The sequence below is a fragment of the Desulfosporosinus meridiei DSM 13257 genome (genome assembly GCF_000231385.2).
Classification (GTDB): Bacteria; Bacillota; Desulfitobacteriia; order Desulfitobacteriales; family Desulfitobacteriaceae; genus Desulfosporosinus; species Desulfosporosinus meridiei.
Map to the genome: position 1 here is coordinate 1,509,107 of NC_018515.1, position 16,945 is coordinate 1,526,051.

Annotated in this window: 13 protein-coding genes and 1 riboswitch; of the genes, 9 read left to right on the top strand and 4 right to left on the bottom strand. The window is 42.9% G+C overall.

Going from position 1 to position 16,945, the window contains the following annotated elements; translation table 11 throughout:
• Window positions 1–143 precede the first annotated feature (143 nt).
• From cobS to cobT, 3 genes are read right to left on the bottom strand one after another with little or no spacing between them, the layout of a single operon-like run.
• Entirely contained in the window at window positions 144–878 is a 735-nt protein-coding gene (gene cobS, locus DESMER_RS06950; protein ID WP_014902353.1) for an adenosylcobinamide-GDP ribazoletransferase, read from the bottom strand.
• A gap of 6 nt (window positions 879–884) precedes the next feature.
• Complete coding sequence (cobU, locus tag DESMER_RS06955) at window positions 885–1,520, bottom strand: bifunctional adenosylcobinamide kinase/adenosylcobinamide-phosphate guanylyltransferase (RefSeq protein ID WP_014902354.1); 636 nt, start codon at window positions 1,518–1,520, stop codon at window positions 885–887.
• Window positions 1,521–1,547: 27 nt separating this feature from the next.
• Window positions 1,548–2,627, bottom strand: coding sequence for a nicotinate-nucleotide--dimethylbenzimidazole phosphoribosyltransferase (gene cobT / locus DESMER_RS06960; RefSeq protein WP_042334350.1), 1,080 nt, complete (start codon window positions 2,625–2,627; stop codon window positions 1,548–1,550).
• A gap of 114 nt (window positions 2,628–2,741) precedes the next feature.
• A riboswitch (cobalamin riboswitch) is annotated at window positions 2,742–2,928 on the bottom strand.
• Window positions 2,929–3,116: 188 nt separating this feature from the next.
• Between cobT and DESMER_RS06965 the strand changes: the two genes are divergently transcribed.
• The 4 genes from DESMER_RS06965 (at window position 3,117) to DESMER_RS06980 (ending at window position 7,850) form a co-directional block, all read left to right on the top strand.
• A complete protein-coding gene (locus DESMER_RS06965; RefSeq protein WP_014902356.1) occupies window positions 3,117–4,226 on the top strand; it encodes a ParM/StbA family protein in 1,110 nt (369 codons plus the stop codon).
• Entirely contained in the window at window positions 4,226–4,804 is a 579-nt protein-coding gene (locus DESMER_RS23740) for a hypothetical protein (protein ID WP_014902357.1), read from the top strand. Before DESMER_RS06965 ends, DESMER_RS23740 begins: the two co-directional genes overlap by 1 nt.
• 155 nt (window positions 4,805–4,959) lie before the next feature.
• Window positions 4,960–6,264, top strand: coding sequence for a hemolysin family protein (locus DESMER_RS06975; RefSeq protein WP_014902358.1), 1,305 nt, complete (start codon window positions 4,960–4,962; stop codon window positions 6,262–6,264).
• 296 nt (window positions 6,265–6,560) lie between these two features.
• The gene (locus DESMER_RS06980; protein ID WP_014902359.1) at window positions 6,561–7,850 is read left to right on the top strand and encodes a hemolysin family protein; all 1,290 of its coding nucleotides are present in this window, start codon (window positions 6,561–6,563) and stop codon (window positions 7,848–7,850) included.
• A gap of 204 nt (window positions 7,851–8,054) precedes the next feature.
• On the opposite strand, the gene asnB is transcribed toward DESMER_RS06980, so the two are convergent.
• Window positions 8,055–9,941, bottom strand: coding sequence for an asparagine synthase (glutamine-hydrolyzing) (gene asnB, locus DESMER_RS06985; RefSeq protein ID WP_014902360.1), 1,887 nt, complete (start codon window positions 9,939–9,941; stop codon window positions 8,055–8,057).
• A 321-nt stretch (window positions 9,942–10,262) separates the two neighbouring features.
• Here asnB and DESMER_RS06990 point away from each other — a divergent pair, with 321 nt between their 5' ends.
• From DESMER_RS06990 to DESMER_RS07010, 5 genes are all read left to right on the top strand, one after another.
• Window positions 10,263–10,880 (top strand): TetR/AcrR family transcriptional regulator, encoded by a 618-nt coding sequence (locus tag DESMER_RS06990; protein ID WP_014902361.1) that lies wholly within the window; start codon window positions 10,263–10,265, stop codon window positions 10,878–10,880.
• A 113-nt stretch (window positions 10,881–10,993) separates the two neighbouring features.
• Window positions 10,994–12,223: an efflux RND transporter periplasmic adaptor subunit gene (locus tag DESMER_RS06995; RefSeq protein WP_242831100.1), complete on the top strand. Its 1,230-nt coding sequence runs from the start codon at window positions 10,994–10,996 to the stop codon at window positions 12,221–12,223.
• Window positions 12,220–15,306, top strand: a complete 3,087-nt coding sequence (locus DESMER_RS07000) for an efflux RND transporter permease subunit (RefSeq protein ID WP_014902363.1) — start codon at window positions 12,220–12,222, stop codon at window positions 15,304–15,306. Before DESMER_RS06995 ends, DESMER_RS07000 begins: the two co-directional genes overlap by 4 nt.
• A gap of 56 nt (window positions 15,307–15,362) precedes the next feature.
• On the top strand, window positions 15,363–15,629 hold the full coding sequence (locus DESMER_RS07005; RefSeq protein ID WP_345787937.1) for a DUF3006 domain-containing protein: 267 nt from the start codon (window positions 15,363–15,365) through the stop codon (window positions 15,627–15,629).
• Window positions 15,630–15,648: 19 nt separating this feature from the next.
• Entirely contained in the window at window positions 15,649–16,878 is a 1,230-nt protein-coding gene (locus DESMER_RS07010) for an MBL fold metallo-hydrolase (protein WP_014902365.1), read from the top strand.
• Window positions 16,879–16,945 lie beyond the last annotated feature (67 nt).

Sequence of the window (16,945 nt, forward strand, 5' to 3'; positions counted from 1 at the left end):
GAATGGAGCTAGTTATGAAAATAAAAAGCGTAAGATTTCGGGGACAAAGTCCCTAAACCTTAACGCTTCTATATCTGTTTCTGTATAAGCATTCTAATCGCTGTAGTAACGTACCGGGAAAAATTAGTTCCGTCCTTGAAGAATCACCTAAGGAAGGGAAAAGCCACTAACAAGCAGATAACTTCAGATAGTTCAATAAATGCTCCATAGAGATCCCCGGTTAATCCCCCTAAGAGCGCAGAAATTCTCGAAGACATGAGAGTGATTATTAAGGCCGATACTCCAAAGGCAACCGGGCCGGCTAAACCAAGAAGGTAAAAGGATAGGCCGAATATGACTGCCCCGCCAAGCAGGAAAGTAACCCACTGAGAAGCTTCGTGAAATCCTTTGCCCAGTCCCTGAGAACGAGCATAGGGAAAGGCAATAACCCCTATCTGAAAGACCCAGCGTGCGAGCATAGGCATTATAATCAAAATAGTTAACATTGAGGGAGTCAGGCTGGCAAGTAAGCTGAACTTTAAGAGCAGCAAGCCCACCAAAGCCATGGAGGCATGAGCGCCAACTCGGCTGTCCTTCATGATTTCTAAAATCCTCTCGGGGCTTCGAGCGGATAATAAGCCATCCATGCTGTCCATGAAACCATCTAGGTGAATTCCTCCGGTGAGCATTAACTCAGCACCTAACAAGATAGCCCCTATAACCAAAGGTGGAAAATATGGAATAAGGGCTTTGGCCAACAGCCAGAGGAGCAGACCAATGATCAACCCCACTAGGGGATAGAAGCGATAGCTTCGTGTGAATTCTTCTGTTGTGATGTCTTGGGGAACAGGTAAAGGGATGCGAGTGAAAAAAGTCAGAGCAATCAGAAGCCCGCGCATTTATAATCACTCCTTGTGCAGAGAAGCAAGCAGCTTCTCGCCGGAGGTTTTCAAATCCATAGGTAAACCGGCGATAACCATATACACATGGTCAGCACTTCTGGCCAATATCTGATTGCTTCGTCCGGCTAAATCCCTGTAGGCCCGAGCTAAGGGGTTTTCGGGGACTATCCCTTGTCCTACTTCGTTGCTGACAAAGATGACCTTCGGTTTAATCTCTTGAGCAAGACCTGCAACTTCTTTAACCGCAGCCAAGACTTTCGGCTCTACATGGTTATAAAGATGGGAGTGATCTGGGGAATCGGGAGTTGATTCTGATTCATATGCTTCCTGACTTGAGTGTTCGGCTTGTCCGGCTAGGAGCATATTTGTAAGCCAAAGAGTGACACAATCAAGAAGGATGACTCCCTCCTCATCTTTAAGTTGAGTTAAGGTTTGCCCAATTTCCAAGGGCTCTTCGATGAGCCGCCAAGAGGAGGGACGCTGCTGTTGGTGTTTTTTAACCCGAATAGCCATTTCCCCATCCCAGATTTGGGCTGTTGCAATGTAAATGACCGGACGATTGTCCTGAGCAGCAAGAAGTTCTGCAAAAGAGCTCTTGCCGCTCCGAGCACCACCTGTGATGAGTGTAAACTGAGACATAGGTTCATCGACTCCCCGTAGTTAATATTAGCTGGATTTTTCGCTAACTCCCGCATCGGCGAAGGTAGCCATTTCCTCGATGATACGAAGAGCTGCTTCTACGAAATAAAAGGTCAAGGCTGCACCTGTTCCTTCGCCAAGCCTCATATTAAGGTTGAGCACAGGATCGAGGCCCAGACCGGCCAAAGCTTTACGGTGGCCTATTTCCATTGAACCGTGAGAAGGGATCATATAAGCAATGGATTGTGGAGCAAGTTTAGCCGCAATGAGTGCCCCAGCAGTGGAGATAAAGCCATCAATGACAATGGGAACATGGCTGGCAGCAGCTTGCAGGATGGAACCGGCAATTGCGGCGATTTCTAAGCCCCCGACTTTGCTAAGAACATCTAGAGCATCCGAGGTGTCCGGCTGATTGACCTCAATGGCTTTTTCAATAGCCCGGCGTTTTCTTATGATTCCCTCATCGTCAATGCCTGTCCCCCGTCCGACAACTTCTTCGATAGGAGAATTAGTTAATAAAGCAACAATGGCAGAACTGGGGGTAGTATTGCCAATTCCCAGTTCCCCGGTGGCAAAGAGGTTATAGCCTTCACGAATCTTTTCCTCCGCCACTGAGGCACCGGCCAGGAGAGCTTGCAAAGCTTCATAACGTGACATAGCCGGACCTTTAGTCATGTTTTTGGTGCCATTGGCTACGCGTTTTTGAATAAGTTGTCCCTCTATCGGGAAGGCAATACCTACATCTGTTAAAAAGACCTCGGCATTTGCCTGCCGCGCTAAGACATTGATGGCTGCGCCGCCATTCATAATGTTATAGGCCATCTGAGGAGTTACTTCTTGGGGAAAGGCACTTACTCCTTCTTCAACGACACCGTGATCTCCTGCCATTGTGAGAACGGCTTTCTTTTGAATTATCGGCTTGGAGGTTCGTTGAATCCCACCAAGTTGCTTGGCAATATGTTCTAACTGGCCCAGACTTCCTTGGGGCTTTGTGAGAGAATCTAAACGCCCTTGAATTTGATCCATTGCTTCTTGGTCCAGACCTTTGATGTCCGAAATTAGTTTTTGTAATTGAGTGTAGAGTTGTTCTTCGGTGAAGCTTTCCATATAATTTCCTCCCCCTATTTTATAATAATTTTCAAAATAGAAAAGTCCCGACCACAAATAAACTGTAGTCGGGACTTTACCGTCATCACCGCTGCTTCCCATAAAATAATGAAAAGACATAAACATCTTTAGGCAGGTCTCCTGGCTATCGATTCATCGCTTTGCTCGTCAACCTTCCCGGAAAAACCAGTGGTTCACGAAGCTCATCGAATACAGTGGTGGGTCCGCGTCGGATTTGTTATAGTATAACTTACCGAACTTCCCTATTCTCCCTTAGGGGCACCTAAAATGTAGGGTATTAATTTATTTTAGAATAGCACAACTTTTTTTGAATCTCAAGGAAAATATTAGAGAATTCTTTGACACAGATTTTTACAAGAGAGTTTCCTTCGTATATAATGGTAGGTATTAGTAAGCACGTACTTTTTCAATTTTTATAGACTGTTTTATAGAAAATAGACTGTTATTGGACGAATAGGAGGAACCGGTGTGTTTGAAAGTGATATCCTAGTAGCTGGAGCGGATCCTGGATTTGGAGCGATTAAACTAGATACAGGTGAAACAAAGGTTTTATTTCCCGCTGTCATTTGTAAAGGCAATGAACGAATTTTTTCAACATTAGGTAATACCTTAATTGGTAAGGGGTCTGATTTACAAACTCAAATAGCATCCTTGGACGTGATTGTTAAGAATAACTCCACGGGTGTAGAGAAGCATTATTTTATGGGGAGTTTAGCGGAAAGCTTAAATCCCAACGAAGCCCATTATTGTTGGGACGAGGACAAATCCTCGGATGAAGAAGCTACTGCCTTATTGGTGGTCGCTTTAGCCCTTGCTCAAAAGAGTCCCAAAGCGAATGTCTACCTGGGAACCGGCGTTCCTGTTAAATACTATGCATCCCTAAAGGACAAATATGAAGCTGAGTTGAAAGGCTCTTTTTCAGTCATGTTCCGTTCCGGGCCCTTGGAAGGAATGACCCGTCAGCTCAACATTTTGCGCTCTCGTGTACTTCCCCAAAGTTATGGCGTTTTTATTAAGGAAACTCTTAATGATTACGGAATCCCAACTAGTCCTAAGTTGTTTAGCGGGTACGTTGTGGTCATTGATCCGGGGTTTAGAACTACGGATATTGCTACTTTCTATGATGGAGTTATGCTCGATCCTCCGAACTCCTTTAGTATTGAAAAAGGGTTAAAGTGGGCTTATATTGGTGTGGCTGAAAAGCTCAAAGAACTGACCAGCAGTCATGCTAATCCCCTTGAAACAGATGATAAAGAGCTGGATAAAATTTTCAGGGTTAATGGCGGCCTGTATCCCTGGAATAATGGAACCATCAATCTTAATCCGATTATGAAGAGTATGCTGACCCAGTTGGGAACGGATATTACTCGCGAAGTGAAAAAGGCATTAAAACCGATGCTCGGTAAAATGCATACTGTAATTGTTGCCGGAAAAGTCGGTGAAATGGTTTATGAATATATTCAGATGGAAAATAAAAATCTAATCGAAGATCCTCAATTTGGCAATGCTACAGGCTTTCGGATTATGGCTGCCACTTTGGTCAATAATATTACCAAGAAATCGGACGTACCAGAATAATGCCGTTTCAGCCCTTATTTATACCTCTGTATTTTGATAAATCTTCAGAGGAGGATCTTTGGCTGGCTTTACAACAAATTGATCCGGAGAAGAGGAGCTCTTTTATCAAGGAGACCTTAAAACAAGTATTAGTTCAAAAAGAGCCTTTTAATACTTCTCATCATACCTTATCAGTAGATGTGCCTGAATTTGAGAACATGGATTCCTTGAAGGAGGAACCACAAATCGATAAGCAAGAGGTTGAGGCTGAACCAGAACCAGAACCAGAATCAGAATTAGAATCAGAATTAGAATCAGAATTAGAATCAGAATTAGAATCAGAATTAGAATTAGAATTAGAACTAGAACCGTCACTAGACCTAGAACCTGAACCAGCAATAATGTTTTCTTTAGAAGAATTATTTTTTACTCCTGAGAGTTCAACTACTGAGGATAAACCGGCCGGTTCAATTAACAGCCAAGTGAGTACTTCAATCTCAGGATACGAGTATATGATGAAGCATATCATCGGCATTGAAGAGGACGAAACCGTTCTGAATTTTTTAAGAGGAAAAGAGAAACGGGAAGAAAATCCGTAAATAAGCATGATAATGTATTCCCCCTCTTAATTTAGCATAAGTACAAATAACCGTAATAGATAATAATAGATATAATTAGGTTTTCAGATATTTAAAGGAGGAGAAAAATCATAGACGGTCTGCTCTGGAGTGGCATAAAGGTCTTAATTGCTTTATTGTTAGTCGGATTAAACGGTGTTTTCGTAGCAGCTGAATTTGCAATGGTCAAAGTTCGCAAGACCCGTTTGGCAGAACTTGCAGATAACGGCTCACGTAGAGCAAAGAGTGCCCTTGATGTCACTGCACAACTGGATGCTTATCTATCAGCCTGCCAATTGGGAATTACATTGGCATCTTTAGGTTTAGGTTGGCTGGGTGAACCTGCAATTGCAACTCTGATTGAACCTTTATTTGTTAAAGTTGCCGGCTGGAATACTATTTACACTCATTCTGTGGCTATAGCAATATCTTTTATATTCATCTCGTTTTTACACATTGTGCTTGGAGAACTGGTGCCTAAATCATTGGCCATTCAAAAAGCAGAAAGTATTGCCCTGGCAAGTGCAGGCTTCTTGAAATTCTTTTATTGGTTATTCTATCCAATAATTTGGACCCTTAATAGCATCGCCAATATCGTGCTGCGCATTTGGGGAATTGAACCTGCTAATGAGGCTGATTTGTCCCATAGTGAAGAAGAACTTCGAATGTTAGTCGATGCTAGTCAGAAGCATGGATATTTAGATAAATTAGAAGGTAAGCTGCTGGACAATGTCTTTGAATTTTCAGATCGGATTGCCAGTGAGGTTATGATTCCTCGCCAGGATATGGTTTGCATCTTTATTCAAGATACTTTTGAGGAAATTCTTCAAGTAGTTAAGGAACACGGGCATACCAGATACCCTCTATGTGATGACGATAAAGATCATGTCCTGGGTTTAGTGCATATGCGAGACATTATTTGTTTGCAGGAAAAGACCGGTGTAAAAGATATTGCTCAGATTAAGCGGGATATCCTGGCAGTTCCTGAGGGTATGCCGATTTCTCATCTTGTCCAGAGAATGCGCAGTCAACGGACGCATATGGCAGTAGTAGTGGATGAATTTGGCGGATCAGCGGGACTGGTTACCCTGGAAGACATGTTGGAAGAGTTAGTTGGCGAAATCTATGACGAATTTGAATCAGAACAACCGCCAATCGAAAAAATCGACGAAAACGAATACGTACTCAACGGACGGGTTCTCATGGAAGAGGTCTCGGAAATGTTAGGCATTCAGTTAGAGGAAGAAACAGTTTCAACTATTGGAGGGTATGTTTTTTCTAGAATTGGCAGAAAGCCAGTTAAAGGGGATGTCATATATTTTGATGGCTTCCATTTCGAAGTTATGGAGGTTTTAGGCTTTAGAATCACAAAAGTCCTTGTGAAGAGAAAGCTTCCGGAGACTAAGATGAGTGAGTTGCCGGATGTGCACGAGGCAGTTTAGTCGAAAACGGGTCGCTCGGGGCAGGGAGGCTTCGACCACATCCGTGCAAGACTAGCTAATTCGTGCGACGAAGACACCGTCTTCGCACGGGTTAACACAGCCGAAAAGCGCTCCGCCTCAGAGCCTGACAGAATCGTCCCCTGTCTACCCAGGAGGTTTTTTGATAGTCTCATAATCAGCCTAAATAAATGTGTATAATAGCTGCAATATTTAAGAAAAATAAGTGAAGAAATTTTTTTGTTTTTGAAATTTAAAGGAGGAAATCAATCATCGACGGTCTGCTTTGGAGTATCATAATGATTTTAATCGCATTTTTGTTAGTGGGTTTAAATGGGCTGTTTGTGGCGGCAGAATTTTCTTTGGTCAAAGTAAGAAAGACACGTTTGGCTGAACTCGCTGAGAATGGTTCCCCGAGAGCTCAAACTGCCCTGGATGTTACTTCTCAACTGGATGCTTATCTTTCAGCTTGTCAGTTGGGCATTACCCTCTCATCTTTAGGTTTAGGCTGGATTGGTGAACCGGCAATCGCAGCGTTAATTGAACCATTGTTTACTGGGATAGCTGGTTGGAATATGCTCTATACTCATACCATCTCAATAGCGATTGCTTTTTCAATCATTTCTTTATTGCACATTGTTTTAGGAGAACTTGTTCCAAAATCATTGGCCATCCAAAAGGCTGAATCTACTGCCCTTGCTACCGCGGGGTTTCTCAAAGCCTTTTATTGGATCTGTTATCCTGTTATTCGCTCCCTGAATGGCTTAGCTAATCTTGTGTTGCGCATCTGGAAAATCGAACCTGCCAATGAGGCTGATTTATCCCATAGTGAAGAGGAATTAAGAATGCTGGTTGATGCCAGTCAAAAACACGGCTATTTAGATAAACTCGAAGGAAAACTACTGGATAATGTCTTTGAATTCTCAGATCGAAATGCTAGTGAAGTAATGGTTCCCCGCCAGGATATGGTATGCGTATTTCTCCAGGACACATTTGAGGAAATTATTCAAACCATTAAAGACTATGGACACACTCGATATTTGCTGTGTGATGATGATAAAGATAATGTGGTTGGCTTAGTCCATATGAGAGATATCCTCCGACTGCAAGAGTCGGGAGAGAAGGATATTTTGCTGATTAAGCGAGATGTTCTGGCAGTACCTGAGGGTATGCCAATTTCACATCTTGTCCAGAGAATGAGGAGTCAGCACACTCATATGGCTGTGGTTGTGGATGAGTTCGGAGGAAGTGCAGGGCTGGTCACGATTGAAGATATGTTGGAAGAATTAGTGGGAGAAATATATGATGAGTTTGAGTCGGAACAACCCTCCATTCAAAAGCTAGCTGAAAATGAGTATCTGATTAATGGACGTGTATTAATGGAAGAAGTATCTGAAATGCTCGATATTGAGTTAGAGGAAGAAACTGTTACTACCATTGGTGGATACATCTTCTCCAGGTTAGGGCGTAAGCCCGTCAAGGGAGATAAGATTAGTTTTGAGGGTGTTGTCTTTGAAGTAATGGAGGTTATCGGATTTCGAATAACTAAAGTTAAGGCTTTCCGAAAGTCTGTTGAGATAAAAGGCTAAAATCAAATGGTGCATCGATGCACCATTTGGCCTCTGGACCCTTGCCGGATTGCCCAAAGTCCCAGTTAGATATTAAGGTTATTAAGGTGGAAAAATCGTAAAATTCTGGTTGCCTATGAGAAAAAAAGAAGTAGGTTAGAAAGTTCTATTTAGGAAGGGCCTGTAAGTTATTGCAGGCCCTTCTATTCTATTAACCTACTGCTCTTAGCGGAACTGGATTTTGTTCTCTTTTAACCAGAAATTGGTCTGGATTAGATAGGCAAAAAGCTGGGGAATATCCATTAATTGACCGAACCAAGGGCGACCGGAGGGAATTGTATCCGAGAGCTTCATTAAACTTCTTAGTTCTGAGAGATTGAGAAACGGAAGAATGGGGGAGGTGCTGTCTTCAATAATTTCTTGGAGCCAAGTGCGAACAGAGGATAAATAGTTGGGATGATGGGTTTTTGGATAAGGACTTTTACGGCGCCAGAGTACATCTTCGGGTAAGATGCCCGTCAGCGCATGTCTAAGGAGTCCTTTTTCTCTGCCTTCGATCGCCTTCATCTCCCAAGGAATATTCCAGGCGTATTCAACTAACCTATGGTCACAGAAGGGGACACGCACCTCCAGGCCCGTAGCCATGGTCATGCGGTCTTTGCGATCGAGAAGCGTTGGCATGAAACGAGTTATGGTCAAATAGCTGATTTCCCGAATTCGGGCTTCCCGTTGTAGTTCTCCGGATAAAGTTCTGCTGTCTTGATGAATCGTGCCAGAGCCCGGCAAATTTGGAATTTCTGACAGTGCCTCCTCATAACGTTTCTTTAAGTAGCTATGAGGTTGGAGACGATCAATCAGCTCAGGGGATAGTACCTGCAATCTGTTTTCTACGTGAAGAGCCCAGGGAAAGGTTTGGGCCTCCAGGGATTCTTGCCGATGAAACCAGGGGTAGCCTCCGAAGATTTCGTCGGCACATTCTCCGGATAAGCCCACGGTAATTCTTTGCTTGATTTCTCGGGAAAAGAGCAGTAAAGAGGCATCCACATCGGCCATCCCAGGCAGATCTCGGGCCAGGGTAGAGTCTTTGAGGGACTCAACCAGTTCCGGTATATTAAATTTACAATTTGTGTGCTGAGTGTTAAAGGCCTGGGACATTCTTTCAATCCAAGGTCCATCGGCACCGGGCTGAAAGGCATTAGGCAGAAAATATTTGTCATTATCAGCATAGTCAACCGAGAAGGTGGGCAGTGATCCTTTTTGATTTTCTGCTTGAGCCACTGCGGCTATGGCTGTAATGGCGCTGGAATCTAAGCCTCCCGATAGTAGGGTTCCAATAGGGACATCTGAAACTAGTTGACGTTTTACTGTATCGAGAAAAAGCTCGCGAATTTTTTGGGTCGTAGTATTTAAATCGTCTTCATGGATATTATTAGGTAAGGCCCAATACCTATAAATACTTAGACCATTGGCCGAATATTTAAGTGCATGACCAGGTTTTAACTCGGAAATGCCCTCAAAAACACCTACCCCGGGACTGCGGGCTGGGCCAACGAGAAAGATCTCAGATAAGCCTTCTTGCCCTAAGGTGGGGGAAATATCCGGGTGTTTCAATAAAGCTTTTAGTTCGGAGGCGAAAATAAGAGAGCCGGCCTTTTCAGAGTAAAAGAGGGGTTTAACCCCTAAGCGGTCCCGCGTAACAAATAAGTTTTGCTCTCTGCTGTCCCAAATTCCAAAGGCGAAGATTCCATTGAGACGTTCCACGCAAGAAGGCCCCCACTCCATATAGGACAATAATACTGCCTCTGTATCGGAATGGCCTTCAAAGGAGTAACCACGACTTAAAAGTTCCTGACGAATCTCAGGTGTATTATAGAGCTCACCGTTATAGATCAGTGTATACGTATGTTCTCCCCGTTGACGAATCATGGGTTGAAGACCTCCCTGGGGATCCACCACGATTAGTCGTCTATGTCCAAACGCTGCACGAGGGGAAAGCCAATACCCTTCTGCATCAGGTCCACGAGGAATTAGGGTATTAGTCATACTGACTAGGACCTCTTTTTGTTGAGTTAGATCCTGCCTCCAATTTACCATACCAACGATACCACACATGTTATATGTCCTCCTTTTGTCTGATAACCATTATCAACTACAACCAATCTATGTCTTTGAGGGATAAAGGGTTCCAGCCTTCTATAATCATATTAAGTTTTTTAAGTTTTGTGATGAATTAGAGCTATAAAACAACAATAGCTACTATAGTATTAACAGAATCTTAAACTTCAAAAGCAAGGCTTTTTTGGAGAGACATCAGTGAACTGGTTCAGCTAAAGCTGACCCAAAAATACACCTTGAATTCTTACCTATAAAGTGGTAGCATGAGTGCAAGTACATACTTGCACTCATGCTACCACTTTATAGGAGGTCTAGCTCGTGGAAAATCCTGAACTTAAGAATCCTCAAGATAATACTCTAAGCCTGAACATAATTGAAGCAGCCAGACAATTATTCATGGAGAATGGTTTTAAAGGAACCACTACAAAAATGATTGCTAAAACAGCAGGTGTCAATGAAGCCACCCTCTTTAGGCATTTTAAAAGCAAAGAAGGCATCTTTCTGGAAATATCCAAGGAAATTACTAATTATAGTCACTCAAGACTTAAGAGCATTGTTCAAAGTCAACTTTCTCCGGAAGAAATGTTCTTTCAATTTGGTATGGAACTCTATCAACGCATTGTCGAGAGTAAAGGGGTATTAATAGTTGCAATTATAGAATCCAAAAAGAGATCCGAATTAAGCAGGAATGTAACAAAAACCCTAAAAACGGTGATCGAGATTCTCGAAGAAAAACTCACAGAATTATATAACCAAGGAATACTGAAAGAAAATGACTTCTTTATTGCGGCGCTTATGTACGTTGAATCTCTTATTGGTCTTTTTGTGGTTCAGAGCAGACTCGAAGGAGAGCTGATTCCAGTAGAGATTGAGAGGTTGTGCAGAAGTGCCGCCAAGATCTTTTTAGAGGGATTATTAAACCCTAAAGCTACATAACCTGTTTCACGATCCTTCTTTATTCTTTGCAGGGACATTATTTTGTCAAATGCCTAATCTCTATGTATAGAAGAGCCTTACTATCATTAAAAGAGGTGGATTTTGTGAAAAAAATGATTTATTCCTGCGTTTTAATTTTTTCTTTACTTAACTTTACCGTGGGATGTTCTAATCTTCACAACGAAGAATCTGAAACAGGTTCAAGTATAAAAAACGTAGAAACGGAAAAAGCAAAATTGGTTGAAGTTGAGGATAAGCTTGAGCTTTCTGGAATGTTGCAGCCTATAGAGGAGGCAATTTTATCCTTTGAAGTACCGGGCAGAATTGTTGCTTTAGAAAAACAGGAGAGTGATAACTTAGCAGGTGGGGACGTTATTGCCAGTTTAGACCCCAGTCAATATCAAATTAATACAGAAATTGCCGGTGCTTCTCTTGAACAGGCCAGAGCGAATCTTAACCAAGCCTTAAATGGGGCGAGAGATCAAGAAAAGGAAACGGCTAAAGCGGCCTTTGACAAAGCGAATGCAGTCTATCAAAAAGCATTTAATGACTTAAAGAGAGTGGAAGCTTTGTTCCAGGCCGGGGCAGTTTCCCAAAGTGATTATGAAAAGGCGCAAATGAGCCTTAGTGTATCAGAAAGCGATCTTAGAACAGCTAAAGCTGCCTATGACATGGCCCTTGAAGGTGCCCGGGCCGAACTTAAGGAAGCAGCCCTAGCCGGGTACAAGCTGGCGGAAGAAAACACTAACCAAGCAAAGTTGGCTTTGGAAAAGACTGTCCTCAAGGCTCCCTTTAAAGGGACGGTGTTAAATAAATTGGCCTCCAATGGTCAGCTCGTAGCAGCAGGCACCCCGGTTCTTCGTTTCGGGAATATTGATTTACTCAAGTTGACACTTCCCGTCCCAGACAGCAGCATTGGAGACTGGAAAAAGGGGGATACGGTAACCGTTAGTCTATATGGCCAAAAGAAGCAAGGCACTGTAACTAATATCTTTTCGGCTACCAATGTTCTCACAGGAACAATCGGAGTTGAAGTGACCATAGAAAACAAAGAGCATGATTGGGTTCCGGGTCAGGTAGCCGTTTGCAACCATGTTACCCAAACTCGACAATCTATATTTTTGCCCGTGGAATCCCTTCGAAGCTTAAACGGAAAAAACCCCTATGTATTTATTATTAATGATGGGAAAAGTATCAAGCAAGAAGTGACTGTTGGAGAGATGAAAGATAATAAAATTCAAATTCTCTCACCCCTCAGTGAAGGTACAGAGGTGATCATTAGTGGAGTAGATGACCTTTTTGATGGGGCTCAGGTTAAGGTAACCGGGGGTGGGGATCAGTGATTGAGTATTTGATCAAAAAACGAAAGATCACCCTGCTTTTCTTTATAATGCTGGTGGTCTATGGATTTATAACCTTTTTTCAATTAGCCCATCAAGAACAACCGGATATTGTGGTTGACACGGCAATGGTTCTTACGGTGTACCCAGGCGCTTCACCGGAGAAAGTCGAACAGACGGTTACCAAAAAGATTGAAGAGAAAATTAATGAAATACAAGGACTAAAGTCCATAACTTCACAGTCCAATCCTCAATACTCTAAAATCGTTGTTCAACTTCAAGAAGGGGTGGATCCCAAAGAAAAATGGAATGAGCTGCGCAATAAAGTTAAAGATGTAGAAAGCAGTCTTCCGTCAGACTGTAAACAACCGGAAATTAACGATGATTTAAGCAAAACCTTTATTGAGACCTTTACGGTAACGGCAGACTCTTATCAAGAGGTCTATGCTCTGAGAGATACCTTAAAGGTCTGGAAGGATCAACTTCGAACTCTCCCCAATGTGGCAGATGTAAGCATAATGGGCCTGCCGGACCAAGAAATAAGAATTGATGTAGATACTCACAAAATAAATCAATTGGAAATTCCCTGGACTCAAGTCGCCGGAGCTATAAAAAAGGAGAACGAGCGGACTCCCTTAGGAGACCTGGAGCAGGGAGACAGGCTTTATCAGCTCAAAATCAAAGATACTCATGACCCGGAAGCACTCTATAATACAGTTATCTCTATGAATAACCAAGGTGTTCCCGTATACTTGAGGGATGTTGCGACAATCACTGTTGCTTGCGAAAAAGAGGAGTCCTTAGTCAGTTTTAATGGCCAGCCGGCAATTTCCATCAGCGTCCAAGGAGAAATCGGTAGTGACGTTCCCGGTATGCAGAAAAATGTTGATGAAATGATGAAAGAATTAGAGAAACAACTACCCTCAGGAGCTCAGCTTAATCATGTCTATTCTCAAAATGAACGGATAGAGGATCTTTTCTCAGATCTTACTCTAGAGGTATTGCTGGCTGTTGCTGCTGTGCTCTTAGTGTGCTCTTTAGGCTTGAACTTTGTAACCTCCTGTATCATAGCTATGGCGATTCCCATCTCCCTTTCCATGGGCTTAATGCTGACTCCAAACCTGAATATTACCATGAACTTAGTATCTGTGGCTGCTTTAATCATCGTCTTGGGTATCCTAGTGGATGATGCCGTAGTGGTTAACGACAATATTGAAAGAAGACTTATCGAGCTGGGGGAACCTCCCTTACAGGCAGTTGTGAAGGGAACTAACGAGGTGTTCATCTCGATTCTTACTGCGACTGCCGCAACTATATTTGCCTTTGGTCCTATTGCTTTCTTGCAAGGCAATGTCGGTCAATTTATTAGACCTCTGCCAATTATTATTAGCCTCTCCATGATTTCTTCAATGGCCATGTCTCTGACAATTGTACCCATTTTTAGGCATTGGAGAGCTGAAAAGTTGTCCGTATTTCCAGCTCGGCATTCAAAAAGTAACGGTTTTTTAGGAAAGCAGCTGGACAGATTGGCCCTGTGGTATTCAGAGAAACTCATGCCCCGAATCTTAAGAAAGCCCTTAAAGGTCGGTTTAATGGCAGTGCTAATCAGTACCCTGGCCTACGGCTTATTTCCTTTGCTTCCGGTACAGCTTTTTCCTAATTCCGTGCGGGGGGAAATGTTGATTGATGTAAGAATGCCAAAAGGGGAAAGTTTGGATGGTACCAATCAAAAGGTTCAGGAAATCGCCTCCTGGGTTCAAAAACAAGAGGGAATCACTCTGGTAAACACTTATGCTGGAGATAGTGCACCGTCCATGTTTCGGGGAGATCTTTCGATAGGTAAAGGAAATAACCTAGGGCAAATTGTCGTCAAGATCAATACTGAACAAAAACGCACTGAAGAACTAGTGCCGGAGTGGAATGCTAAGTTTAGTGAAATGTATCCTGGAATTCGTGTCCTGGCTAAAGAAATAAAGTTCGGACCGCCAATCGGTGCTCCTATAGATATTCGCATCTACGGGGAAGATCTATACGTTCTGCAAACCCTGGAAAACGAAGTAAAGGAGAGTTTGCTAAAATATCCCGGAGCCGTTAACATTAATGGCTCCATTGGTCAAGATAAAACAGGGATAGAATTAACCATCAATAAAGCTCAGATGGATCAGAACCTGGTTAAATATGATGACCTGACCAAAACTCTAAGATTAGCCACAGAAGGAATTGAGGTCAGTGAATTTGACAATGGCAAGGACTTGATCAACATTGTAATGTACTCCGATAAGTCAAGCCCAGACCCTAGGTTGGTATTTGACAGGTTATATGTTCCTAATGCCAGTGGAAAGCTGATTCCTTTGAAGGAAGTAGCTCAAATGGAGCCGTCCTTTAGCATTAATACCGTGCCCAGGAGAAATTTGAGCAGACTGGCAGAGGTGACCTCTGATTTAGATGGGGTGACGGCAACGGAAGCTATGGAAAAAATCAGACCGCTGATGGCAGGGATCAAACTTCCTGCCGGGTATACACTGGAGTTTGGCGGGGAAACCTCGGAGCAGACAGACATCTTTACAGATATGGGCAGGCTAATGATTGTGGCGATTTTCTTAATTTTAATTGTCATCGCCATGCAGTTTTACTCTCTAAGTCTGCCAATTCTCGTGATGAGTACTGTTTATCTGGCTTTCGCCGGCAGTATGATAGGACTTCTGATTACCAGGACACCTTTCGGCTTCGGTTCCGTTATGGGTTTAATATGTCTGGTAGGGATTGTGGTCAGGAATGGGATAGTATTAATCGAATTCATCGAGAATGAACGACATGCTGGGGTTGCTTTAGAGCAGGCGGTTATTAATGCAGGAAGAGCGCGGTTAAAGCCCGTTTTATTAACGGCAGGAACCGCTATAGCCGGCTTATTATCTCTGGCAACGGGTAAAGAGCTTATGTTCAGAGCTTTAGCAATCACGATTATTGCGGGACTTTTCTATTCCACAGTTATGACCTTAGTGGTTGTCCCGTCATTCTATACTGTTTTGACTAAATGGAAGGAAAAACGCAGGCTGAGTCGGCAGACTAATAACTTTAATGTTTAATGGTTACTGGTCTGGTTCGGCTTCGTGAAAAGAACTTTCAAGGGTCCCACATATTAATGATTCTAGCAAAGACTTACAAAGAGTCAGCGGGAATTTCTCATATAAGGAGTGAAGCAGCTATGTATATTATTGATCGGTTTGAAGGAGAGTGGGCCGTTATAGAAACGGACAACCGCGTAATGTTCAATTTCCCTCGCAGTGGTTTGCCCCTTGATCTAAAAGAAGGAGATGTAATTAACATCCAGATTCACATAAATCCAGAGGCTACACTACGCCGTCACCAGAAAGCCGAAAGCCTTCTAAATAATTTCTTCGATGAATAAGAAAGGGAGTCTTCATCCAGTGTTAAACCGCATAAAAGAATTTTATATGCCAATTATCATGTTCCTAATCATACTTCTTTCAGGCTGCGGCGCAGTGGTAAATAATCCTGCAGATACTGCTACCAACGCTGGCGCCGGAAGGCTGCAGGTTCACTTCCTTGACGTCGGTCAGGCAGATAGTGCCCTAATAATTCCCCCCAGCGGGCAGTCAATTCTCATTGATGGCGGAAATAATGAAGATGGAGAAAAAATAGTCAACTATTTAAAATCTAAGGGCATCAATGAGTTATCCGCTATTGTTGCTACTCATCCCCATGAAGACCATATCGGCGGCTTAGATGTGGTGATGCAAAGCATACCGACTAAAAAGGTTTACCTGCCTAATGCTGCCTCCAGTTCCAGAACCTTTGAGGACTTTATTGCTGCTGTTAAAAGCAGTGGAGCTAAAAAAATCGAAGCTAAAGCGGGGGTGAAACTCGAAGTTCCTGATTTAAAAGGGATATTTCTGGCACCTAATAGCGGCAGTTATGAAGAACTGAATAATTACAGTGCAGTCCTCAAACTTACTTATGGCCAAGTATCATTTCTTTTCGAAGGAGACGCGGAAGATATTTCTGAAGCGGAAATGATAAAAAGTGGGCAAGACTTAAAGGCAACTGTCCTTAAAATAGGTCATCATGGCAGTAAAAGTTCGACAACGGATGAATTCTTAAAGGCTGTGTCACCAGAAAATGCTATTATTTCTGTTGGTTCGGATAATGATTACGGTCACCCGGCACCTAGCGTCATCAATAAATTGATCAAGGCTGGAGTCGCAGTCTATAGGACGGATCAATCAGGGACGATTGTAGTTACCACTGATGGGACGTCAATAGAAATTGATAAGAATGCATCGGTTCCATCTAATGGATCAGCTTCTACTAAATCCTCTGCTGCTGATCTCACAGCTAAAAGTACTGTAGAACTGTCAAACATTGATTTAAGCGGTGAAATAGTGAGCATAATAAACTCAAGTAATTCAACCGTCGATCTAACGGGTTGGAAATTAGTGAGTGAGGTTGGCAATCAAACCTATACATTTCCGGCAGGTACAACCTTGGCTGGTGGTGGAACCCTAAAAGTTGTCAGCGGAGAAAAAGCGCAATCCGGAGCAGGTATCCTTGTTTGGACCCAATCAAATATCTGGAATAATGACGGTGATCCGGGAGCTTTATTTAATGCCGAGGGGCAGCTGGTATCTAAAAGATAAAGCTTGAGTTTTGAGCCTTGATACAATAGTTTAGAACTTCAGACAAATACCTTCGATTATGGTACAA

Bases quoted from the DNA above. Each gene is read 5' to 3' on its own strand.
- DESMER_RS06995 (WP_242831100.1), top strand. From the start codon at position 10,994: ATGATTTATTCCTGCGTTTTAATTTTTTCTTTACTTAACTTTACCGTG.
- DESMER_RS23740 (WP_014902357.1), top strand. From the start codon at position 4,226: ATGCCGTTTCAGCCCTTATTTATACCTCTGTATTTTGATAAATCTTCA.
- asnB (WP_014902360.1), bottom strand. From the start codon at position 9,941: ATGTGTGGTATCGTTGGTATGGTAAATTGGAGGCAGGATCTAACTCAA.
- DESMER_RS07005 (WP_345787937.1), top strand. From the start codon at position 15,363: ATGATTCTAGCAAAGACTTACAAAGAGTCAGCGGGAATTTCTCATATA.
- cobU (WP_014902354.1), bottom strand. From the start codon at position 1,520: ATGTCTCAGTTTACACTCATCACAGGTGGTGCTCGGAGCGGCAAGAGC.
- DESMER_RS06980 (WP_014902359.1), top strand. From the start codon at position 6,561: ATGATTTTAATCGCATTTTTGTTAGTGGGTTTAAATGGGCTGTTTGTG.
- cobT (WP_042334350.1), bottom strand. From the start codon at position 2,627: ATGGAAAGCTTCACCGAAGAACAACTCTACACTCAATTACAAAAACTA.
- cobS (WP_014902353.1), bottom strand. From the start codon at position 878: ATGCGCGGGCTTCTGATTGCTCTGACTTTTTTCACTCGCATCCCTTTA.